This is a genomic window from Bradyrhizobium sp. USDA 4472, from assembly GCF_054058595.1.
Map to the genome: position 1 here is coordinate 6486689 of NZ_JBSSAM010000001.1, position 19243 is coordinate 6505931.

The following is a 19243-nucleotide window of genomic DNA, read 5'->3' on the forward strand; positions in this document are numbered from 1 at the left end:
GCCTCCTTTTACCTTTCCAAGCGTTGCGTACCGCCTTTACGGCCGGCCGCGGAAGCCAGTTCGCGGTAGCGATCCTCGTATTGCCGCGCCATTCGACCAGCGATGAAGCGCTCCTCGAAGCGGGCGCGCACTCTCCTTCTATCCAGCTTGCCCAATTCGCCGACCGCCGCGACGGCCTGGTCTTCGTCCTCGACGATGAACCCGGTCAGACCGTGCTCGATCACCTCCGGAACTGACCCACAACGATAGGCGATCACCGGCGTTCCGCAGGCCATCGCCTCGATCATGACCAAGCCGAACGGCTCCGGCCAATCGATGGGAAACAACAGCGCGGCTGCTCGGCCCAGGAAGGACTGCTTCTTCACGTCGTCGACTTCACCCACAAGCTGGATCGCTTCGCCGTCGATGTGAGGCTCGAGCTTCTTCTTGAAGTAGGCGGTTTCCGCGCGCGGTATCTTCGCGGCTATGCGCAGCGGCATCCGGGCAGCGCGCGCTATGCGAATGGCATCCTCAGGCCCCTTGTCGGCCGTGAGGCGGCCAAGAAACGCCAGATAGGCCCCCTCTTCGTAGGAGGGGCGCAACAGATCGGACGGCAATCCGTGCTGGATCGTTCCAATCCACTTTGCATCCGGAAGCGGCGCACGCTGGTGATCGGAAATCGACACGAATGCGGCTTCAGGGAACTGCCGAACCACATCAGGCAATCCGGGCAGATCCAAACGACCGTGCATGGTCGTCAGGAACGGCACACCAAGACGACTGAGCAACGGCAGATGCACCCAGTCGATATGGGCGTGGATCACGTCAAAATCGCTGGCTCGCCTGGCAATCGCCTCGATCAACATCGCAGAGGCCGCGCCCGGATCGGTTCCCTTCCGACCGAGACGAAGCGCGCGTGGCCACACGGCGTGAAGTTTCCCGTTGGTTCGGGAGTCGCCACTTGCAAACAGCGTGACCTCGTGGCCGAGCTCGACAAGCTCATCCACCAGCCAGGCGACCACACGCTCCGTGCCGCCGTAAAGCCTGGGAGGGACGCTTTCGGCCAAGGGGGCGAGCTGGGCGATGCGCATGAGACCTGCTACACCGCTGAACGGAGGATCAGCACGATGGCTGCGGACAGCAGGTTCGAAATTGCAAGCAAGGTGCAATTCGGCCATGCGCTTCCGAGCGCCAGGCGGCAGGCAAGCCTCTCAATGATCCCTAGCATTGGTCATCCGAAAGCCGCTCGAGATAGGCGAGCCCGAACCAGGCGAGTTCCTGGGCATCACCGTGACTCTCGCGTGCTTCCCGCCTCCCTTGCAGATGGCGCTCGAGGAGGCAGCGACGGCCATCCGCGGCATCGACGTCGCGATGCCGGGCGCGATACACGCGCCATGCGGTATCAACCGCTGTTCGTAACGGGCCGTCGTCCACCATGTTCCCAGCTCCGGCGTGGAGATGTTCATGGGACGCCAACTCGTTGCGACGGCGGAAGTTTCCAGTTTTTCCCGAAAGTCTGATAACGCACGCAACGCGAGCCCAGTCGGCACGGGCTCCCGTTGGTGCGCACAAATCAGACGGCGCGTCGCACCGTCATCTCGGCCGCGAGCAGGACGGCCGCACGACTGGCGCCAGGCGATGCAATGCCCTGCCCGGCGATATCATAGGCGGTGCCGTGCGCCGGCGTGCAGATCGGGAACGGGAAGCCGCCCAGCAATGTGACGCCGCGATCGAACCCCATCAGCTTCATCGCGATCTGACCCTGGTCGTGGTACATCGTCAGCACCGCATCGAAGGCGCCAGACTTGGCGCGCAGGAACACGGTATCGGCGGGGAACGGGCCCTGCGCGGCAATGCCGGCGCGCTGGCCGGCTTCCACCACCGGCGCGATGACGTCGATCTCCTCGCGGCCGAAATTGCCGCCGTCTCCGGCATGCGGATTGAGGCCGGCGACCGCGATGCGGGGACGCGCAAAGCCGGCATTACGCATGCACGCATCGGTCAGCTTCAGTGCGCGCTGGATGCGTTCGGTGGTGAGTCTTGCGGCGACCTCCTTGAGCGGAATGTGCGAGGTGACGCGGGCATTCCAGAGCTCGCCCAGCACGTTGAATTCGCTGGCCGGTGTCCTCACCCCCACCACCTCCGCCGAGAACGCGATCTCGTCGTCGTAGTCGGAGCGCGCCAATCGCATGGCCGCCTTGTTGAAAGGCGTGAAGCAGACGGCATCGACCCTTCCATCCCTGCCAAATTCGAGCGCCTGCTTGTAGTTGGCCAGCGCAAATTGCCCGCCCGCCAGGCTCGCTATGCCACGCTCGACCCGCGCGGGATCGAGATGACCGAGATCGAGGAACAGCGTGTCGCCTGTCAGCTCATCGAAGTCGGCGCCCTGCTCCACCGCCATCAGTTCCGGCGTGACGCCAGCGATCTTCGCGCCCGCGTCGAAGACGCGCCGGTCGCCGATGACCAGGAGCCGGCACCGTGCGCGGACATCGTCCTGCGCCACGAGCTTCGCCGTCAGCTCCGGGCTGATGCCGGCAGGATCTCCCATCGCCAGCGCAATCAGCGGCTTTCCGGTCATATGATCACCTTTTCCTGGTTCGTCGTTCCAGCGGCGGCGGGTTTGCGGACGATGCGTGCGAACAGCTGCAACGCCAACGGCAACAGCAGCAATGCGAATCCGGAGACCACGAGGCACGTCACCAGCTTGTTGGCAAAGAAGATTCCGAGCGATCCCTTGGACATCAGCATCGCTTGCCGGAACGCATCCTCGGCCTTGTCCCCGATGACGATGGCGAGCACCAGCGGCGCCAGCGGATAGAACAACTTCTTGAAGAGATAGCCGACGACGCCGAAACCGAGCATCATCACCACATCGAGATAGGAGTTCGACACCGAATAGGCACCGACGACGCAGATGATCACGATCAGCGGCGCGATGACCACGAAGGGAATCCGCATCAGGGCGGCGAAAACAGGCACGGTCAGCAGCACCAGCGCGACCGCAACGATGTTGCCGACATACATCGAGGCGATCAGACCCCACACGAAATCCTTCTGATCGACAAACAGCATCGGTCCAGGATTGAGCCCCCAGATCATCAGCCCGCCCATCATGACCGCCGCAGTCGCCGAGCCGGGAATGCCGAGCGAGAGCATCGGCAGCAGCGCACTGGTGCCGGCGGCATGGTCGGCGGTTTCGGGCGAGATGATGCCCTCGACCTCGCCGGTGCCGAAGTAGCGGCCGCGTCGCGAGAACCGGCGAGCAATGCCGTAGCTCATGAACGACGCTGCGGTCGGGCCGCCCGGCGTGATCCCCATCCAGCAGCCGATCGCAGCGCTGCGCAGCAGCGCGACGCCGTGGCGCGGCAGGCGGCAGACGGCGCGAAACACTTCGCGCCAGTCGATCCTGGACGAGACCGCGCGGGCATGAAACTCCTCTTCGACGGCGACCAAGAGCTCGCCGATGCCGAACAGGCCCATCACCGCGACGACGAAGTTCACGCCCTTGACCAGTTCGTCGATGCCCATGGTGAGACGGACGCTGCCGGAGACGGTGTCGATGCCGATCGCCGCGATCGCAAAGCCGATCGCGAGCGCCACCACGGTCTTGATCGGCGCCGCTCCGCCCATGCCGACGAAGCTCGCGAACGCGAGGAAATAGACCGCAAAATATTCCGCCGGCCCGAAGGCGAGCGCAACCTGCGCCACCCAGGACGCGAGGAAGGTGATCAGGATGACGCCCACCAGCGCGCCGAACGCCGCCGAACCGAAAGCGGTGGCGAGCGCCGTGGTCGGCCGGCCATCGCGCGCCATCGGATAGCCGTCGAACGTCGTCGCGACCGAGGACGGCTCGCCGGGAATGTTGAACAGGATCGAGGTCACGGAGCCCCCGAACAGCGCGCCCCAATACATGCTGGAGAGCAGGATGATCGCCGAGACCGGCTGCATGCCGAAGGTCAGTGGCAGCAGCAGCGACACGCCATTCGGAGCGCCCAACCCCGGCAGCACGCCGACGAGGATGCCGAGCAGCACGCCTGTCGCCATCAAGGCCAGATGTGGCACCGTGACCGCGATGGTGAAGCCGTGGAAGAGCTCTGAGAGATTACCCATCGCGCGCTCCCTCAGACCCCGAGCGCCGCGGCGAGCGCGCCGTGCGGCAGGCTGACCTGGAACATGCGCTCGAACACGATATAGAGCGCGAGCGCCGTTGCCGCCGCCGTCATTGCCGACCGCAGGACGGATTGATGGCGGGGAATCGCAAGCACCGCGAAGATGTAAGCCGCCGAAGCGACATACATCCCAAGCAACGGGATCGCGGCGACGAAAATCGCCGCCGGCACGAACAGGCCGGCGAGCCGCCGCAGCTCAATCGACGTGATCGCGACGGGGACGCTTGCCACCGCCGCGACGGGCGCGAGGCCGCGTGCCAGATTGTAGAGGCTGCCGGCGACAATGATGATGCCGGTCAGGAACGGGAATGTGCCTGATTCAACGCCCGCGCTCGACCAGCCGATGCCGTTGTCGAGGCTCTGGACCACCACCGCAACACCAAAGCTGCCGGTGAGGACGGCGGTCGCAAGTTCGAGGGCGCGGCGCGAGATCATCGAAGGCTCCTGATCCTCACTTGACCAGCCAACCCTGCTCGCTCGCAACCTGCTTGACGTGCTCGAGGTCCTGCTTAATGAACTTGTCGAGCTCGGCACCGGTCAGGAACGTGTCGACCTGGGAGGTCTTCTCGATGTAGTCCTTCCATTCCGGCGTCGCCTGCACCTTCTGCATCAGGTCGACATAGTAGGCGGCCTGCTCCGGCGTGACCTTGCCGGGCAGCCAGACCGTGCGCGGCTGCTCGTACTGCTTGATGTCGAGGCCCTGCTCGACGCAGGTCGGAACGTCGCTCCAGCCTTCGGTGGCCGTGATTTTCGGGCCTTCAGGCAGCCGCTTCGGGCTGAAGACGCAGAGCGGACGCTGCGTGCCGCCGCGCCACTGGCCAAGGCTTTCGCTGGGATTGTTGACGTGGGAATCGATGTGCCCGCCGGCGAGCTGCACCGCAGCCTCGGCGCCGCTCTTGAACGGAATGTAGGTGAGCTTGACGTGACCGACCTTCTCGATCATGCGCGTCAGCACCTCGTCGGTGTCCTTGGACTGCGCGCCGCCCATCTTGAACTCGCCCGATGCGGCCGCCTTCAGATAATCGCCGGCCGTCTTGTAGGGCGCGTCCTGCTTGACCCAGAGCAGGAACTCGTCCTGTGCCATCGCCGCGATCGGCGTCAGATCGGTGTAGTTGAAGGCGACTTTGGAGACGAGCGGCTGCTGCCAGGCGTTCGAGGTGCCGAAGATCACCTTGTAGGGATCCCCCGCGGAGGCCTTGCCGTAGACATAGCCCTCCGCGCCGCTGCCGCCGCCCTTGTTGACGACGACGATCGGCTGATCGGTCAGCTTGTGCTTGGTGATGATGTTCTGCACCGCGCGGGCGATGTTGTCGGTGCCGCCACCCGGACCTGCGGTCGCCACGAACTCGATCGGCTTCTGCGGCTGCCAGGCCGCGAATGCCGGCGCGCCGCCTGCAAGCACGGCTGCACTGACGGACAACAGGAAGAGAGACGTCCCACGCATGATTTCCTCCAACTGATTTTTCTGTTTTGTTTGATCAGTCGTCCCGGCGTCGGCTCAGGCGACGCGTTCTTCGCGCTCCCCTGCGGCCGAGACGATTGCGCCTTCCTGCTCGAGTGCTTCGATTTGCTCTTCGGCGAACCCGTGCTCGGCCAGCACCTCGCGCGTATGCTCGCCGTAGACCGGAGCGCCAGACGCGACCTTGCCCGGCGTCTCCGAGAATTTGATCGGCAACCCGATCGTCTTGACCGGACCGAGCGTGGAATGCTCGACCTCGACGACCATCTCGCGCGCCAGTGTCTGCGGATCGTTCAGGGCCTCCAGCATGTCGTGGACGGGGCCGCACGGCACGCCTTTCTCGTCCAGAGCCGCGAGCCAATGGGCGCGTGTCCGGGTCCGGAAACGTTCGCTCAAGACCGCTTCGAGCTCCTTCAAATTCGCCATGCGGTCGGCGCCGGTGACGAAGCGCGGATCGGCAGCGAGCTCGCTCGCGCCGAGCGCTTCCAGCATCAACAGCCAGTGCTTCTTGTTGGCGCCGCCGACCACGAGCCAGCCGTCCGAGGCCTCGAACGCCTGATAGGGCGCGTTGAGCGGATGCGCCGAGCCCATTGCGCGGGGCGCGGTGCCGGCGGCGAGCGCGATGGTCGACTGCCAATAGGTCTGCACCAGCGCCGCCTCGTAGAGCGAGGTCTCAACCCACTGCCCCTCACCGCTCTTGAGACGGTGCGTATAGGCGGCGAGGATGCCCATGCTCGCGAGCAGGCCGGCGGTGATGTCCGACAGCGGCGGGCCGCATTTCACCGGCGGGCCGTCCGGGCGCTCGCCGGTAAAGCTCATGATGCCGCTCATGGCCTGCGCGACGAGGTCGAAGCCGCGGCGGTGCTTGTACGGACCGGTGCGACCGAAGCCCGACAGCGAGCAATAGATCAGCGCTGGGAATTTTTCGTGCAGCTCTTTATAGCCGAAGCCGAGCCGTTCCATCGCGCCCGGCGCGAAATTCTCGACCAGCACGTCGGCGTCCGCGATCAGTCGGCGCAAGACCTGCTTGCCGCCGTCGGTCTTGAGGTCCAGCACGATGCCGCGCTTGTTGCGATTCATCATCAGGAACGAGGCCGCCTCGTCGCCGATCCTGGGCGGCACCGAATGGCGGGTGTCGTCACCATTGGGCCATTTCTCGATCTTGATGACGTCGGCGCCCCATGTCGGCGAGCATCAGGGTGCAGGTCGGCCCCGCCATGACGTGGGTGAGATCGATGACCTTGAGACCTGCGAGCGGGCCTGCGCGACGTGAGGCGGATTGCGATCGATCGCTTGGCATCGGGGCGTCCTGTTATTGACCGCGCCACTGCGGGGCGCGCTTGCTGAGGAAAGCGTCGAGCCCTTCGCGAAAATCGTGGCTCGTGTAGCACATCAGGATGAGGTCTTCGCCCTCGTCTCGCGTCAGCCGCTTTTGCAGGCGGGCGACCGCCTGCTTGGTCGCGTTCAGGGTCAGCGGCGCGTGGCCGGCCACGAGGCGCGCGATCTCGTCGACGCGCTTATCGAGCGCGGTGAGATCGTCGACGACCTCGCCGAGCAGTCCGATTGCTGCGGCCTCCGCGGCATCGACGAGCCGCGCGGTGAAGATCAGATCCTTGACCCGCGCCGGCCCGATCAACGCTGTGAGACGGCTGACATTGGACATCGACAGGCAATTGCCGAGCGTGCGAGCGATCGGAAAGCCGATTCTGGTGCTGCGCGTGCCGATGCGCAAATCGCAGGCCGCGGCGATGCCCGCCCCGCCACCGGTGCAGAAGCCGTTGATCGCCGCGATCGTCGGCACCCGGCATTGCTCGAGCGTGGTCAGCACGCGGTCGATACGGTTCTCGTAATCGATCGAATCCTGCGGCGTTTTGAATTCGCGGAATTGGTTGATGTCGGTGCCCGAGGCAAAGGCCTTGTCGCCGGCCCCGCGCAGCACCAGCACTTTGATCGCGCGGTCGTCGTTGGCCTGCTCGCAGATGGCGGCGAGCCGCTCGTACATGGCGAAGGTGAAGGCGTTGCGCGCCTGCGGGCGATTGAAGGTGATCCGCCCGACGCCGTTCGTGCATTCAAAAGTGAGGTCGTCCCCCGACACGGCTTGGTCCATTTCCGCCTTCCCGCATGTTTTTTGTATTTTTGAATGCAAAACTTGGGATTTTCAAGATATAATTGCTGAACTTTCGTCTATTGGAACATTTTTGCATTCAAAATTGAGACGTGCCATGCTGCATGAAGAGGTGGTCGGCCGCATCCGCGACATTCTGCTCGACGGCGAGATCCCGCCCGGCGCGCGGATTCCCGAACGCGAGCTGTGCGAACGGCTCGAGATCTCACGCACGCCGTTGCGTGAAGCGCTCAAGGTGCTGGCCGCCGAGGGCCTGGTGCAACTCCTCCCACATCGCGGCTCGCGCGCGGCGAAACTGACCGACAAGGACATGCGCGACCTCTTCGAGGTCTGCCAGGGCCTCGAAGCGCTGGCGGGTGAACTGGCTTGCGAGCGCATCAGCGACACAGAGGTCGCCGACATCGCGGCCGCGCATGCGGCGATGGTGCAGCATTATCGCGAGGGCGATCTGCTCCAGTACTACCGCGGCAACCGCGCCATCCACGAGGGGATCGTCAATGCCGCCGGCAATCCCGTGCTGTCAGGACTCTACGCGTCCGTGACCGCGCGCATCCGCCGCGCCCGTTACGTCACGCCGATGACGCCGCAGCGCTGGGCGCGCGCGGTCCAGGAGCACGAGGCGATCCTGAACGCCCTCCAGCGCCGTGACGGCGTCGGACTCTCCCACGTCCTGCGCGCCCATCTGCGCCACAAGCGTGAAGAGGTTTTGCAGGCGGGCTTTGCGGAAACCGAAGGGGATGAGCCCACGCTGAGGATCGCGTGAGGCGCAACGTCTAAATTTAGCAGCCGAGCTTGTCGGCGATCCCGCCAAAATCCTTGGCGACAATGTCCCAATTTCCCGTCGCCTCGAAATCGACCTTCTGCAACGGACCGTATTCGGTCGGCCGCGCCACGAACGCGGTCCTCAGTCCGTTCTTCTGCGCGGCGGCCAAATCGCCATTATGGGCGGCGACCATCATCACCTCTTCAGGCTTGAGGCCGAGCAGCCTTGCGGCGCCGAGATAAGTTTCGGGATCGGGCTTGTAGTGCGCGAACAATTCGGCCGACATGATGAGATCCCACGGCAGACCCGCATGCTTCGCCATGTTGGTGAGCAGCGCGACGTTGCCGTTCGACAGCGGCGAGATCACGAACCTTGTCTTCAGCCGGGTCAGGCCGGCAACGCTGTCCGGCCAGGGATTGAGGCGGTGCCAGCCCTTGGTGAGATGATCGAGATCGGCCTCGGTGAGGCCCTTGATGGCAAATTTCTCGACCAGCTTTTCCAGCGAGCGGCGGTGCAGATCGTCCAGCATGACATAGCCACGCTCGGGATGCTCGCGCACGTCCTGCATCGACGCGACATACATGCCGCGCCAGTCGTCGACGAGCGCGGTCCAATCGACGCTGACGCCGCGCCCCTTCCCCCACCACATGAAATCGGTGATCAGGCTGGTGCGCCAGTCCACGACCGTGCCGAACACGTCGAAGATGAGGGCCTTGACGGCGGAGAGATCGGACATGCGCTTCCCCAGTCGTTCTTATCGTCATTCCGGGGCGCGCATCAGCGCGAACCCGGTATTTAGAAGTTGCGGCGCGAGATTCCGGGTTCTCCGGGCCGCGCTCTGCGCGGTCCCGTCGCCCCGGAACGACAGAGAACATCAGTCCAGATGAAACTTCGCCAGTTCGCGGTGCTCGGCCTTGATGTAGCGCACGGTGCCGGTGACGGAGCGCATCACCACGGTCTCGGTCTCGATCACGCCGTCCTTGCGGAATTTCACGCCCGACAGCAGCGAACCGGTCGTGACGCCGGTTGCGGCGAACAGGCAGTCGCCGCGCGCCATGTCCTCGATGCCGTAGATCATCTTGGGATCGTTGACGCCCATCTTGGCGGCGCGCTCGATCTTCTCGCCGGAATCGAGAATCAGGCGGCACTGCATCTGGCCGCCGATGCAGCGCAGCGCCACCGCCGCGAGCACGCCTTCCGGCGCGCCGCCGGTGCCCAGATACATATCGACGCCGGTGTTGTCGGGATCGGCGCAGTGGATCACGCCGGCAACGTCGCCGTCGGTGATCAGGCGAACGGCAGCGCCGGTCGAACGCACGCTCTCGATGATGCCGGCATGGCGGGGGCGATCGAGCACGAGGACGGTGATACCCTCAGGCTTGACGCCCTTGGCCTTGGCGAGACGGCGGACGTTATCGGCGGGGCTCGCATCGAGATCGACGACACCCTTGTCATAGCCGGGGCCGATCGCGAGCTTCTGCATGTAGACGTCAGGTGCGTGCAGCAAGGTGCCACCGTCGGCCATCGCCATCGTCGCGATCGAGCCCGGCATGTTCTTGGCGCACAGCGTGGTGCCTTCGAGCGGATCGACCGCGATATCGACTTCCGGACCGGTGTTCATGCCCACTTTCTCGCCGATGTAGAGCATCGGCGCTTCGTCGCGCTCGCCCTCGCCGATCACGATGGTGCCCTGGATCGGCAGCTTGTTGAGCTCGCGGCGCATCGCGTCGACCGCGGCCTGGTCCGCAGGCTTCTCCTGCCCGTGCCCGCGCAGCCGCGCCGACGACACTGCCGCCCGTTCCGTCACCCGCACGATCTCCAGCGTGAGAATGCGCTCGAGCAAGGCGTGCGGGGGGACTTCAATATGGGTCGACATCGGCTAACTCCTTCGAAACGGTTTTGGACAGGACGCCCTGCCCGCATCAACTCGCAACACTCACAGTTCGTTCGAACCGTTTTTATTTCTCGAGCATGCTCTTTTCGGAAAACCGCTCCACACTTTTCCGGATCATGCTCTAGTTCTTCTCAATCCTGATGACCTGCGGCAGTCCGCTGATCACCTTGTCCCTCTGCACGGCGGCGAGTGCGCGGCGCACGGCGTCCTCATGCGTGGCATAGGTGATCAGGATGACGGGCACGGGCACTGCCTTGCCGTTTGCCGATGCGGCGCCGCCATTGGGATGGCGCTGCACGATCGACTCGATCGAAATCTTCTGCTCTGCCAGCCGGGTCGCGATCGCAGCCGCGGTGCCCGGGAAATCGCGCGCCAGAAGGCGGATGTAGTAGCCGCCCTCGTGCCGCTCCATCGGCGCCTTCCTGGTGTCGCGCAGCTGCGCGATCGGCCGGCCGAACGGATTGGCGCGGATGCCGCGCGCAACATCGGCGATATCGGCGACGACAGCGGATGCAGTCGCCGCACCACCCGCGCCGGGTCCGACCAGCGTAATCGGGGGAATGCCCTCTCCATCGATCGTAACCGCGTTGGTGACACCCATCACCTGCGCGATCGAGGAGGTTTTTGGCACCATGGTCGGATGCACGCGCTGCTCGATACCCGTGGCGGTGCGCACGGCAACACCGAGCAGCTTGACGCGGTAGCCGAGATCGGCGGCCGCGCGCAGATCTTCCGGCGCGATGGAGGAGATGCCTTCGACATAGACCGCGCTTTGAGCAACTTTCGTGCCGAAAGCGAGGCTGGCGAGAATGGCGAGCTTCTGCGCGGTATCGTGGCCGTCGACGTCGAAGGACGGATTGGCCTCGGCATAGCCGAGCCGCTGCGCATCCTTGAGGCACTCGGCAAACGACAGGCCCTCCTGCTCCATTCGCGTCAGGATATAATTGCAGGTGCCGTTGAGGATGCCATAGACGCGCTCGATGCCGGTTCCGGCGAGACCTTCACGTAACGTCTTGATGACGGGGATCGCGGCGCCGACGGCTGCCTCGAAATTCAGCGCGCCGCCATGCTTTTCGGCCGATTTGGCGAGCTTCAGACCGTGCTTGGCGAGCAACGCCTTGTTCGCGGTGACGACGGACTTGCCGGAACCGAGTGCGGCTTCGACGGCGGCCAGCGCGGGATCGCCTGCGCCGCCCATCAACTCGACAAAGCACTCGACCTCGGGATGCGTGGCGACGGCCAGCGGATCCTTCGCCCATTCGACGCCGCGCAGATCGATGCCGCGCTTCTTGGCCTTCGAACGCGCCGTCACCGCGACGACGCGAATGCCGCGGCCGGAACGGCCCGCGAGCACGCGCGCCTGCGTCTCAATCAAACGGACAACCTCGGCGCCCACGGTGCCGAGCCCCGCTATGCCCACTTTGAGGGGTGCAACCATGATGCTTTAGTGAACCTGCAGGAGAGAATTAGCGCCTGTTGGCGAGTGGAACGACGTTGTGCAACGTTTCGATGCCGCTTTCAAGGAAGCGGCGCACGCCGCGTGCGGCCTGCCTGATCCGTTGCTCGTTTTCCACCATGGCGATGCGGACATATCCTTCACCATGTTCGCCGAAGCCGACGCCGGGCGAGACCGCAACACCTGACTTCTCCACCATCAGGGTCGCGAACTGCATGCTGCCGACGCTGCGGAAGGCCTCCGGCAGCGGCACCCAGGCGAACATCGAGGCTTCCGGCGGCGGAATGTCCCACCCCGCGCGGCCGAACGACTCCACCAGCGCGTCGCGACGCTTGCGATAGGTGTCGCGCATCTCCTTGATGCAATCATCGGGACCGTTCAGCGCCGCAGTCGCGGCGACCTGCACCGGAGTGAAGGCGCCGTAGTCGAGGTACGATTTGACGCGGGCGAGCGCCGCGATCACGCGCTCGTTGCCGACCGCGAAGCCCATGCGCCAGCCCGCCATCGAATAAGTCTTCGACATCGAGGTGAACTCGACGGTGACGTCGATGGCGCCCGGCACCTGGAGCACCGAGGGCGGCGGATTGCTCTCGTCGAAATAGACCTCGGCATAGGCGAGATCGGACAGGATCAGGATCTCGTGCTTCTTCGCGAATGCGACAAGGTCCTTGTAGAAATCGAGGCTCGCGACATAGGCGGTCGGGTTCGAAGGATAGCAGACGACGAGCGCGAGCGGCTTCGGGATCGAATGCACGATGGCCCGCTCCGCAGCCTCGAAGAATTGCGGCGTCGGCTCCGAGGGCACCGAGCGGATCACACCGCCCGCCATCAAAAAGCCGAAGGCGTGAATCGGATAGCTCGGGTTCGGACAGAGGATCACGTCGCCCGGCGCGGTGATCGCCTGCGCCACGTTGGCAAAGCCTTCCTTTGAGCCGAGCGTCGCCACGACCTGGGTATCGGGATTGAGCTTCACACCGAAGCGGCGCTCGTAATAGGCAGCCTGGGCCCGGCGCAGGCCGGGGATGCCGCGGGAGGCGGAGTAGCGGTCGGTGCGCGGCTTGCCCAACGTCTCCTTGAGCTTCTCCAGCACGTGGGGCGGGGCCGGCAGGTCCGGGTTGCCCATGCCGAGATCGATGATGTCGGCGCCGGCATTCCGCGCGGCCGCCTTGGCCCGGTTGACCTGCTCGAACACGTAAGGCGGAAGGCGGCGGATGCGGTAAAAATCGTCCATGGCTCTCTGGGCTCCGGGCAACCGGTCAAGACAGAATCGAAGGGCGATGACGACCCTTTCGAGGAGGCTTCGCCCTGCGTGCAAAAATCACTCAAAATCAAATACTTGGAGTGAAATTCGACGACGAGGACTGAACTCCTTCGTCCTGACTCTCGGCTGAATTGAAGTCTTTTAGCACGGAGTGGCGGGGGCGCCAGCGATTTACCTTGCGCCGCCCGATGACCGTGCCGTCGCGCATTGGCGTTCTATTTGGCATCCTTGGCGGCGACGGCCTGACGGTCGCGCGCGGCCGCTAGCTCGGCCTCGATCTTGACGCGCTGGTCGAGCGGGATGATCGCCTGATCACGGTCCGGCGGCAGGTCGTGGACCGGCAAATAGGCACCTGGCTCCTTGGGATGCGCCGCCGTATCGGCGGCAGTCATATCGGCAAGCTGACTCGAGCAGCCCCCCAACGCGAACACCACCATCAGCAGCGCGCAGCACGCAAGCCGCGTCTTTTGCAGGTCCCACAACGCCAACACCTGGGAAATCCCCTACTCGTCCCAACGCCAGGCTGCCGGTAGCTTAACCAACAACCTGCCCAAGCTCAAACCATTGCTGCCCACAAATGGCGCGAGCGAGAAATCATCCAAGGCCCACGGAACGTGAGGTGCACGGCGATTGTGACAAAAGCAAGAAGCTTTGTCGCAGTGCAGCACATCTTCGCACCTCTTTGACGCGAAACCAGCGAGCTTCGCGGTGACGAATACGGAATGAATTGTTACTGTCGTCTCCATGAGTACCGTTACGACCGACACGCCCAAGTCAAAGTCCGACATGAAGTTCGATGCGGAAGCCTTCGCGATGAATGTCGCGCGGGCGATGGAGAGCGGCGGCAAGGCGCTCGCCGCGTATCTGAAGCCGCGCGAAAGCGGCGAGGTGCAAGACCGCCCGCCGGCCGAGCTCACCGAGGTCGTCAAGACCTTCACGTCGGTCGCCGAGTATTGGTTATCGGACCAATCGCGTGCGTCCGACCTGCAGACCAAGCTTGCAAAAGATTATCTCGACCTCTGGGGCTCTGCGGCGCGGCGGATGGCCGGCCAGGACGCCCAGCCCGCGATATCACCCTCCCCGCGTGACAAGCGCTTTGCCGATCCGGAATGGAAGTCGAACCAGTTCTTCGATTTCATGATGCAGCTCTATCTGCTCACCAGCAAATGGGCGCAGGAATTGGTGCATGACGCCGAGCTCGATGCGCAGACCCGCCGCAAGGCCGAGTTCTACGTCCAGCAGATCACCAACGCGATCTCGCCCTCGAATTTCGTGCTGACCAATCCGGAGGTGCTGCGCGAGACGGTTGCAAGCAGCGGCGAGAACCTCGCGCGCGGCCTGACGATGCTGGCCGAGGACATCGCCGCCGGAAAGGGCATGCTGAAGATCCGCCAGTCCAATCCGGACAATCTCGTCGTCGGCGTCAACATGGCGACGACGCCAGGCAAGGTGATCTACCAGAACGAGATGATGCAGCTGATCCAGTATTCTCCGACCACGGAGAAGGTGCTGCGCACGCCACTCCTGATCGTGCCGCCCTGGATCAACAAGTTCTACATCCTCGATCTCAAGCCGGAGAAGTCCTACATCAAGTGGTGTGTCGACCAGGGCATCACCGTGTTCGTGATCTCATGGGTCAATCCCGACAAGAAGCTCGGAGCCAAGAGCTGGGAAGACTACATGAAGGAGGGCCCGCTCACGGCGATGGACGTGATCGAGAAGGTCACCGGCGAGCTGAAGGTGCATACGGCCGGCTATTGCGTCGGCGGCACCATGCTGGCAACCACGCTGGCCTGGCTCGCCGAGAAGCGGCGCCAGCGCGTCACGTCGGCGACGTTCTTCGCCGCGCAAGTCGACTTCACCCATGCCGGCGATCTCCTCGTGTTTGTCGACGAGGACCAGATCGCCGCGCTCGAGCAGGACATGAAGATGTCGGGCGTGCTCGAAGGCTCCAAGATGGCGATGGCCTTCAACATGCTGCGCTCGAACGATTTGATCTGGTCCTACGTCGTCAGCAACTACCTCAAGGGCAAGGAGCCGAGCGCGTTCGACCTGCTGCACTGGAATTCCGACGCGACGCGGATGACGCAGGCGAACCATTCCTACTATTTGCGCAACTGCTATCTGGAGAACCGGTTGTCGACCGGCACCATGGTGCTCGACAACACGCTGCTCGACCTCTCCAAGGTCAAGGTGCCCGTCTACAACCTCGCCACCCGCGAAGACCACATCGCGCCAGCAGAATCCGTGCTGTACGGCTCGCAATTCTTCGGCGGGCCCGTGAAATACGTGCTGTCAGGCTCCGGCCACATCGCCGGCGTGGTCAATCCGCCGGCCTCGAACAAGTACCAGTACTGGACCAACGACAACATCAAGGACGTCACCATCGCCCAGTGGATGAAGGGCGCGGTGGAGCACAAGGGCTCGTGGTGGCCGGACTGGCGTGAATGGCTGGGCGCGCTCGACCCGGAGGAAGTGCCCGCGCGCAGCGTCGGCACCGAGGCGCTGCCCCCGATCGAGGACGCGCCAGGCAGCTATGTCAGGGTTCGCGCATAGCGCAACAGCGCGCGCTTTCGTATAAGTTCACGGTATCGATTTGGAGGGGACCGGATTATGACGCGTGAATTGTTCTGGCTGACCTGTACGGTGATCCTGACCGGAATCCTCTGGATCCCCTACACCATCAACCGTTGCCAGGTTCGTGGGCTCGGCGGCGCCATGGCCAATCCTTCGCGCGGCGACAAGCCTCAGGCCGAATGGGCGAACCGCCTGATGTTCGCGCACGACAACGCGGTGGAGAATCTCGTGCTGTTCGCACCGCTGGTGCTGATCCTGAACGCGATCGACTATTCCTCGAAATGGACCGTGCTCGCCTGTGTGGTCTATTTCTGGTCGCGCGTCGCGCATGTCATCGTCTATGCGCTCGGCATCCCGGTATTTCGTACGCTCGCCTTCACCGTCGGCTTCCTGGCCCAGGCCGTGCTGGCGCTCGCGATCTTCAAGGTGTTTTGAGGCAGCCAGGGGTACGAACAGGGCTGTTCCCGCGGCCAATCCAAGTCTATCGTTCCGTGCTGGTGGAAGCCAAAACGAGGCACTGCCGATGCGGATTCTTTTGCCGGTGATCGCGACGATCACCCTTGCCGCCTCGTGTTGCGCGGCCGTCGCGCAGGTGCAATGCCCCGGAACTGGCCCGCCTGCGCAACGAGGCGACGGAGGCCTCCAAGCCCAAGACGCGCAGCTTGATGCTCAACCGTTGCGAGGACAATATCCGCGCATCGCAGGCCTGGAGCGCCGTCGTCGACTACGCGAGGGACCATCAGGACGTCTGCGATGTCTCCAACGAGTCACTTGGCGCATTTGAGGCATCCCGCCACGCCGCGGTGACGGCCCGCAACAACGTCTGCGCCGGTCGACCCGCGCGGCCGTTTCCGGCTGAGATCATCCGACAGTAAGGCATGCGCGCCGCAGGGCATGAGCCCCGGCTCTGCAGCGCATCACCGCCGGACGATGCTTCGCATCGCCAGGGCAGTGCTGCGCCGCGTCCGGGGAACGGCGTGCCGCTTACGCCTCCGGCAGACCCAGCATCAGCCGCATGTTCTGCACGGCAGCGCCCGAGGCGCCCTTGCCGAGATTGTCCAGCCGCGCGACCAGCACCGCCTGGTGGTACTTGTCGCTGGCGAAGACGTAGAGCTCGAGCATGTTGGTCTCGTTGAGCGCCTCCGGCTCGATGCGGCCGCCCTTGGAGGCTTCGTTCTGGAGCGGCATCGCCTTGACGTATTTCGAGCCGGCGTAGCGCTTGGCCAGCGCCGCCTGGAGATCGGCACCATCAGGCTTGCCCGGCAACGTGTCGAGCTGGAGCGGGATCGAGACCAGCATGCCCTGCCGGTAGTTGCCGACGGAGGGAATGAAGATCGGGCGCCGCGTCAAGTTCGAATAGAGCTGCAGCTCCGGCAGATGCTTGTGCTCGAAGCCGAGGCCATAGAGCTCGAAGGATGGCGCACTGCCGTCCTCGAAGCTTGCGATCATCGATTTGCCGCCACCGGAATAGCCGCTCACCGCGTTGACGCTGATGGGATGGTCGGGCGGCAACAGGCCCGCATCGACGATCGGCCGCAGCAGCGCGATTCCGCCGGTCGGATAGCAACCCGGATTCGAGACCTTCTTCGCGGCCTTGATCTTGCCGGCCTGGTCGGGCGCCAGCTCCGCAAAGCCGTAGGCCCAGTCAGGTGCGACCCGATACGCGGTCGAGGCGTCCAGCACCTTCGGCGCCGAAGTCCCCATGCTGTCAATCAGTGCGACCGTCTCCCTGGCGGCATCGTCGGGCAGGCAGAGGATGACGAGATCCACCTCCTCCATCAGCGCCTTCTTGGCCGCAGGATCCTTGCGCTTGTCGTCGGCGATGGTTTTCACCACGACATCGTTCTGGAGCTTCAGCCGCTCGTTGATGCCGAGGCCGGTGGTGCCGGAGCCGCCGTCGACGAAGACGGTGGCGGTTTTCTCGGCTGCGCCGGTGGACGGCGCTTTCGTGGTTTCCGTGAGGCTCATGATACGCTCCTTTCGAGCATGTTGGTTTCGGCCGCGAAGGCTTCGGGCCTCACGTCCTGCATCAGTTGGGCGATCTTCCTGGCGTCGGCATCGGCTTGTGCGCCGAGTGCATTCGCGATCGCGACGTAGTCGGCGTCCGATTTGTGCTGATTCAGCTTGAAGCTGCCTTCGACCTCTTCGACCTTCATGACCAGACCCACGATCCCCTTCTTCAGCGCCTCGAGCCGGCCTGTCGTCATCTTGCCTGAAGTCCACGGCTTCTTCGGCAGCAGCCAGCTCTCGAAGATGTCGCTGAGCGTGTCGATCTGCACCGCCAGCTCATCGTCAGACAGCAGCTTCACGGGCCCGGTGAGATGCACCGTTTGATACAGCCAGGTCGGCACTTGATCCGGCGAAACGTACCAGTCGGGCGATACATAGGCATCGGGGCCGTTGATCGCGAGCAGCCAGCGCGTCGTGCCGTCCGCAAGCCTTACCAGCGGATTGTGACGGGCGACATGAAAGGCTGCCTGCGGCGTGCCGTCGGCCGCATACGTCAAATAGAACGGCAGCGGCGAAGCGACCGGCTTGCAGCCGTCGAAGGCGCACATCGTGCCGAAACCGCGCTCGCCTGCGAATTTCAGGCTCGCGGCACGATCCGGCTTGAAAAAGGGTGGCGTGTACATCGTGGTCTCCTGCTGGGCCTCCTTGGGGGCCGCTGGATCAGATCGCGCTGACAGGAGAAAGAATGCCGCGGATCGGATCCAGCGGCAAAGACGATGATCTCAAACGCGATCGACCGCCCAAACCGCAAAGCTGCGGCGGCGGCGACGGGCGAACAGGATGGTCGCGGCGTTGATCATGGCGCGCGGCTATAAGGCCAGATGCAGTTCCCGTCAAGGTTCACGGCGTCAGATGAGGCGCCAGATCCATTCCATGATCCTGGCGATGACATCGCCGAACAGCAGCAGTGCCGCTGCCCACACCAGCGCCGAGATGAAATTGGCCGCCTGGAAGCTCCAGTACGGCATTTCGAAGATGCCCGCGGCGAGCGGCACGGAGGCGCGTAAGGGACCGAAGAAGCGACCGATGAAGATGCTGGGCACGCCCCAGCTCCGGACAAAGGCCTCGCCTCTGGGAAGAATTTCCGGATAGCGCGAGAGCGGCCACATCTGCGCGACCTGCTCCTTGTAGCGATAGCCGAACCAGTAGGAGACCCAGTCGCCGAGCGCGGCGCCGATCGCGCCGGCAATCCAGACCGGATAGAAGCTGATGCCGCTTGCGCCGATCAGCGCGCCGATGGCGACCAGTGCCCCCCAGGCCGGGATCAGCAGGGAGATGAAGGCGAGCGATTCCCCGAACGCGAGCAGGAACACGATCGGAGCAGCCCAGGCCTGGTGTAAACGCACGAAATCGGCCAGTGCGTGCGCAAACTGCTCCATTCCAGATTAGCCTTCCCGCCTCGCCCTGAGGTCATGTTCCATGAAAAGCACTGGTAAGCCAGGGACTTGTGTGACATCAAGTCACAAACCTCTGCACGGGGCGGCCGGCGGCGTCAAATTGCCGGGATCTGGTGAGCCGGCGGCGTAAAATCGCCGGGATTGGCTCGCAAC

General features: G+C 64.1%; 19 protein-coding genes and 1 pseudogene. 4 read left to right on the plus strand and 16 right to left on the minus strand.

Translation table 11 applies throughout. The features are described 5' to 3' along the window. Window positions 1–8: 8 nt before the first annotated feature. The 8 genes and pseudogenes from ACVWZ4_RS30540 to ACVWZ4_RS30575 all read right to left on the minus strand — a co-directional run bounded on the left by ACVWZ4_RS30540 (window position 9) and on the right by ACVWZ4_RS30575 (window position 7714). A complete protein-coding gene (locus tag ACVWZ4_RS30540) occupies window positions 9–1070 on the minus strand; it encodes a glycosyltransferase family 4 protein (RefSeq protein ID WP_456738169.1) in 1062 nt (353 codons plus the stop codon). Between the two features lie 130 nt (window positions 1071–1200). Then, the gene (locus ACVWZ4_RS30545; RefSeq protein WP_456703444.1) at window positions 1201–1416 is read right to left on the minus strand and encodes a hypothetical protein; all 216 of its coding nucleotides are present in this window, start codon (window positions 1414–1416) and stop codon (window positions 1201–1203) included. Between the two features lie 136 nt (window positions 1417–1552). Beyond that, on the minus strand, window positions 1553–2557 hold the full coding sequence (locus tag ACVWZ4_RS30550) for a 4-hydroxythreonine-4-phosphate dehydrogenase PdxA (RefSeq protein ID WP_456741786.1): 1005 nt from the start codon (window positions 2555–2557) through the stop codon (window positions 1553–1555). After that, the gene (locus tag ACVWZ4_RS30555) at window positions 2554–4089 is read right to left on the minus strand and encodes a tripartite tricarboxylate transporter permease (RefSeq protein WP_456703442.1); all 1536 of its coding nucleotides are present in this window, start codon (window positions 4087–4089) and stop codon (window positions 2554–2556) included. The genes ACVWZ4_RS30550 and ACVWZ4_RS30555 overlap by 4 nt, the downstream gene beginning before the upstream one ends. Before the next feature lie 11 nt (window positions 4090–4100). Continuing rightward, window positions 4101–4583, minus strand: coding sequence for a tripartite tricarboxylate transporter TctB family protein (locus tag ACVWZ4_RS30560; protein WP_456741787.1), 483 nt, complete (start codon window positions 4581–4583; stop codon window positions 4101–4103). Between the two features lie 16 nt (window positions 4584–4599). Continuing rightward, window positions 4600–5592, minus strand: coding sequence for a Bug family tripartite tricarboxylate transporter substrate binding protein (locus ACVWZ4_RS30565; RefSeq protein ID WP_456741788.1), 993 nt, complete (start codon window positions 5590–5592; stop codon window positions 4600–4602). A gap of 54 nt (window positions 5593–5646) precedes the next feature. After that, window positions 5647–6907, minus strand: a pseudogene (locus tag ACVWZ4_RS30570) (CaiB/BaiF CoA transferase family protein). A gap of 12 nt (window positions 6908–6919) precedes the next feature. Next, window positions 6920–7714, minus strand: a complete 795-nt coding sequence (locus ACVWZ4_RS30575; protein ID WP_456735037.1) for an enoyl-CoA hydratase/isomerase family protein — start codon at window positions 7712–7714, stop codon at window positions 6920–6922. A gap of 115 nt (window positions 7715–7829) precedes the next feature. On the opposite strand from ACVWZ4_RS30575, the gene ACVWZ4_RS30580 reads away from it, so the two are divergent. Beyond that, window positions 7830–8495 carry a GntR family transcriptional regulator gene (locus tag ACVWZ4_RS30580; protein WP_456703437.1) on the plus strand — a complete coding sequence of 222 codons (666 nt, stop codon included), beginning with the start codon at window positions 7830–7832 and terminating at the stop codon, window positions 8493–8495. A 16-nt stretch (window positions 8496–8511) separates the two neighbouring features. Here the strand turns inward: ACVWZ4_RS30580 and ACVWZ4_RS30585 are convergent, their stop codons facing one another. From ACVWZ4_RS30585 to ACVWZ4_RS30605, 5 genes are all read right to left on the minus strand, one after another. Then, window positions 8512–9231: a haloacid dehalogenase type II gene (locus tag ACVWZ4_RS30585; protein ID WP_456735036.1), complete on the minus strand. Its 720-nt coding sequence runs from the start codon at window positions 9229–9231 to the stop codon at window positions 8512–8514. Between the two features lie 138 nt (window positions 9232–9369). Then, on the minus strand, window positions 9370–10371 hold the full coding sequence (gene glpX, locus ACVWZ4_RS30590) for a class II fructose-bisphosphatase (protein WP_456703435.1): 1002 nt from the start codon (window positions 10369–10371) through the stop codon (window positions 9370–9372). Between the two features lie 139 nt (window positions 10372–10510). Further along, complete coding sequence (locus ACVWZ4_RS30595) at window positions 10511–11827, minus strand: homoserine dehydrogenase (protein ID WP_456741789.1); 1317 nt, start codon at window positions 11825–11827, stop codon at window positions 10511–10513. Between the two features lie 28 nt (window positions 11828–11855). Continuing rightward, window positions 11856–13076 carry an LL-diaminopimelate aminotransferase gene (locus ACVWZ4_RS30600; RefSeq protein ID WP_092229124.1) on the minus strand — a complete coding sequence of 407 codons (1221 nt, stop codon included), beginning with the start codon at window positions 13074–13076 and terminating at the stop codon, window positions 11856–11858. 245 nt (window positions 13077–13321) lie between these two features. Beyond that, complete coding sequence (locus ACVWZ4_RS30605; protein WP_456703433.1) at window positions 13322–13597, minus strand: hypothetical protein; 276 nt, start codon at window positions 13595–13597, stop codon at window positions 13322–13324. A gap of 253 nt (window positions 13598–13850) precedes the next feature. Between ACVWZ4_RS30605 and ACVWZ4_RS30610 the strand changes: the two genes are divergently transcribed. The 3 genes from ACVWZ4_RS30610 to ACVWZ4_RS30620 all read left to right on the plus strand — a co-directional run bounded on the left by ACVWZ4_RS30610 (window position 13851) and on the right by ACVWZ4_RS30620 (window position 16558). Next, window positions 13851–15662, plus strand: a complete 1812-nt coding sequence (locus ACVWZ4_RS30610) for a PHA/PHB synthase family protein (protein WP_456703432.1) — start codon at window positions 13851–13853, stop codon at window positions 15660–15662. A gap of 57 nt (window positions 15663–15719) precedes the next feature. Continuing rightward, the gene (locus ACVWZ4_RS30615) at window positions 15720–16118 is read left to right on the plus strand and encodes an MAPEG family protein (protein ID WP_456741790.1); all 399 of its coding nucleotides are present in this window, start codon (window positions 15720–15722) and stop codon (window positions 16116–16118) included. A 125-nt stretch (window positions 16119–16243) separates the two neighbouring features. Continuing rightward, window positions 16244–16558, plus strand: a complete 315-nt coding sequence (locus ACVWZ4_RS30620) for a hypothetical protein (protein ID WP_456790427.1) — start codon at window positions 16244–16246, stop codon at window positions 16556–16558. 109 nt (window positions 16559–16667) lie between these two features. Here ACVWZ4_RS30620 and argC read toward each other — a convergent pair whose 3' ends face one another. From argC to ACVWZ4_RS30635, 3 genes are all read right to left on the minus strand, one after another. Then, on the minus strand, window positions 16668–17651 hold the full coding sequence (argC, locus tag ACVWZ4_RS30625) for an N-acetyl-gamma-glutamyl-phosphate reductase (RefSeq protein ID WP_456703429.1): 984 nt from the start codon (window positions 17649–17651) through the stop codon (window positions 16668–16670). Beyond that, entirely contained in the window at window positions 17648–18316 is a 669-nt protein-coding gene (locus ACVWZ4_RS30630; RefSeq protein WP_456703428.1) for an FMN-binding negative transcriptional regulator, read from the minus strand. Before ACVWZ4_RS30630 ends, argC begins: the two co-directional genes overlap by 4 nt. A gap of 225 nt (window positions 18317–18541) precedes the next feature. Further along, the gene (locus ACVWZ4_RS30635) at window positions 18542–19072 is read right to left on the minus strand and encodes a DedA family protein (RefSeq protein WP_456703427.1); all 531 of its coding nucleotides are present in this window, start codon (window positions 19070–19072) and stop codon (window positions 18542–18544) included. Between the last annotated feature and the right edge of the window lie 171 nt (window positions 19073–19243).

Excerpts from the sequence above, each read along its gene's own strand:
- ACVWZ4_RS30540 (WP_456738169.1), bottom strand. The coding sequence starts at position 1,070 with ATGCGCATCGCCCAGCTCGCCCCCTTGGCCGAAAGCGTCCCTCCCAGG.
- ACVWZ4_RS30545 (WP_456703444.1), bottom strand. The coding sequence starts at position 1,416 with ATGGTGGACGACGGCCCGTTACGAACAGCGGTTGATACCGCATGGCGC.
- ACVWZ4_RS30550 (WP_456741786.1), bottom strand. The coding sequence starts at position 2,557 with ATGACCGGAAAGCCGCTGATTGCGCTGGCGATGGGAGATCCTGCCGGC.
- ACVWZ4_RS30555 (WP_456703442.1), bottom strand. The coding sequence starts at position 4,089 with ATGGGTAATCTCTCAGAGCTCTTCCACGGCTTCACCATCGCGGTCACG.
- ACVWZ4_RS30560 (WP_456741787.1), bottom strand. The coding sequence starts at position 4,583 with ATGATCTCGCGCCGCGCCCTCGAACTTGCGACCGCCGTCCTCACCGGC.
- ACVWZ4_RS30565 (WP_456741788.1), bottom strand. The coding sequence starts at position 5,592 with ATGCGTGGGACGTCTCTCTTCCTGTTGTCCGTCAGTGCAGCCGTGCTT.
- ACVWZ4_RS30575 (WP_456735037.1), bottom strand. The coding sequence starts at position 7,714 with ATGGACCAAGCCGTGTCGGGGGACGACCTCACTTTTGAATGCACGAAC.
- ACVWZ4_RS30580 (WP_456703437.1), top strand. The coding sequence starts at position 7,830 with ATGCTGCATGAAGAGGTGGTCGGCCGCATCCGCGACATTCTGCTCGAC.
- ACVWZ4_RS30585 (WP_456735036.1), bottom strand. The coding sequence starts at position 9,231 with ATGTCCGATCTCTCCGCCGTCAAGGCCCTCATCTTCGACGTGTTCGGC.
- glpX (WP_456703435.1), bottom strand. The coding sequence starts at position 10,371 with ATGTCGACCCATATTGAAGTCCCCCCGCACGCCTTGCTCGAGCGCATT.
- ACVWZ4_RS30595 (WP_456741789.1), bottom strand. The coding sequence starts at position 11,827 with ATGGTTGCACCCCTCAAAGTGGGCATAGCGGGGCTCGGCACCGTGGGC.
- ACVWZ4_RS30600 (WP_092229124.1), bottom strand. The coding sequence starts at position 13,076 with ATGGACGATTTTTACCGCATCCGCCGCCTTCCGCCTTACGTGTTCGAG.
- ACVWZ4_RS30610 (WP_456703432.1), top strand. The coding sequence starts at position 13,851 with ATGAGTACCGTTACGACCGACACGCCCAAGTCAAAGTCCGACATGAAG.
- ACVWZ4_RS30615 (WP_456741790.1), top strand. The coding sequence starts at position 15,720 with ATGACGCGTGAATTGTTCTGGCTGACCTGTACGGTGATCCTGACCGGA.
- argC (WP_456703429.1), bottom strand. The coding sequence starts at position 17,651 with ATGAGCCTCACGGAAACCACGAAAGCGCCGTCCACCGGCGCAGCCGAG.
- ACVWZ4_RS30630 (WP_456703428.1), bottom strand. The coding sequence starts at position 18,316 with ATGTACACGCCACCCTTTTTCAAGCCGGATCGTGCCGCGAGCCTGAAA.
- ACVWZ4_RS30635 (WP_456703427.1), bottom strand. The coding sequence starts at position 19,072 with ATGGAGCAGTTTGCGCACGCACTGGCCGATTTCGTGCGTTTACACCAG.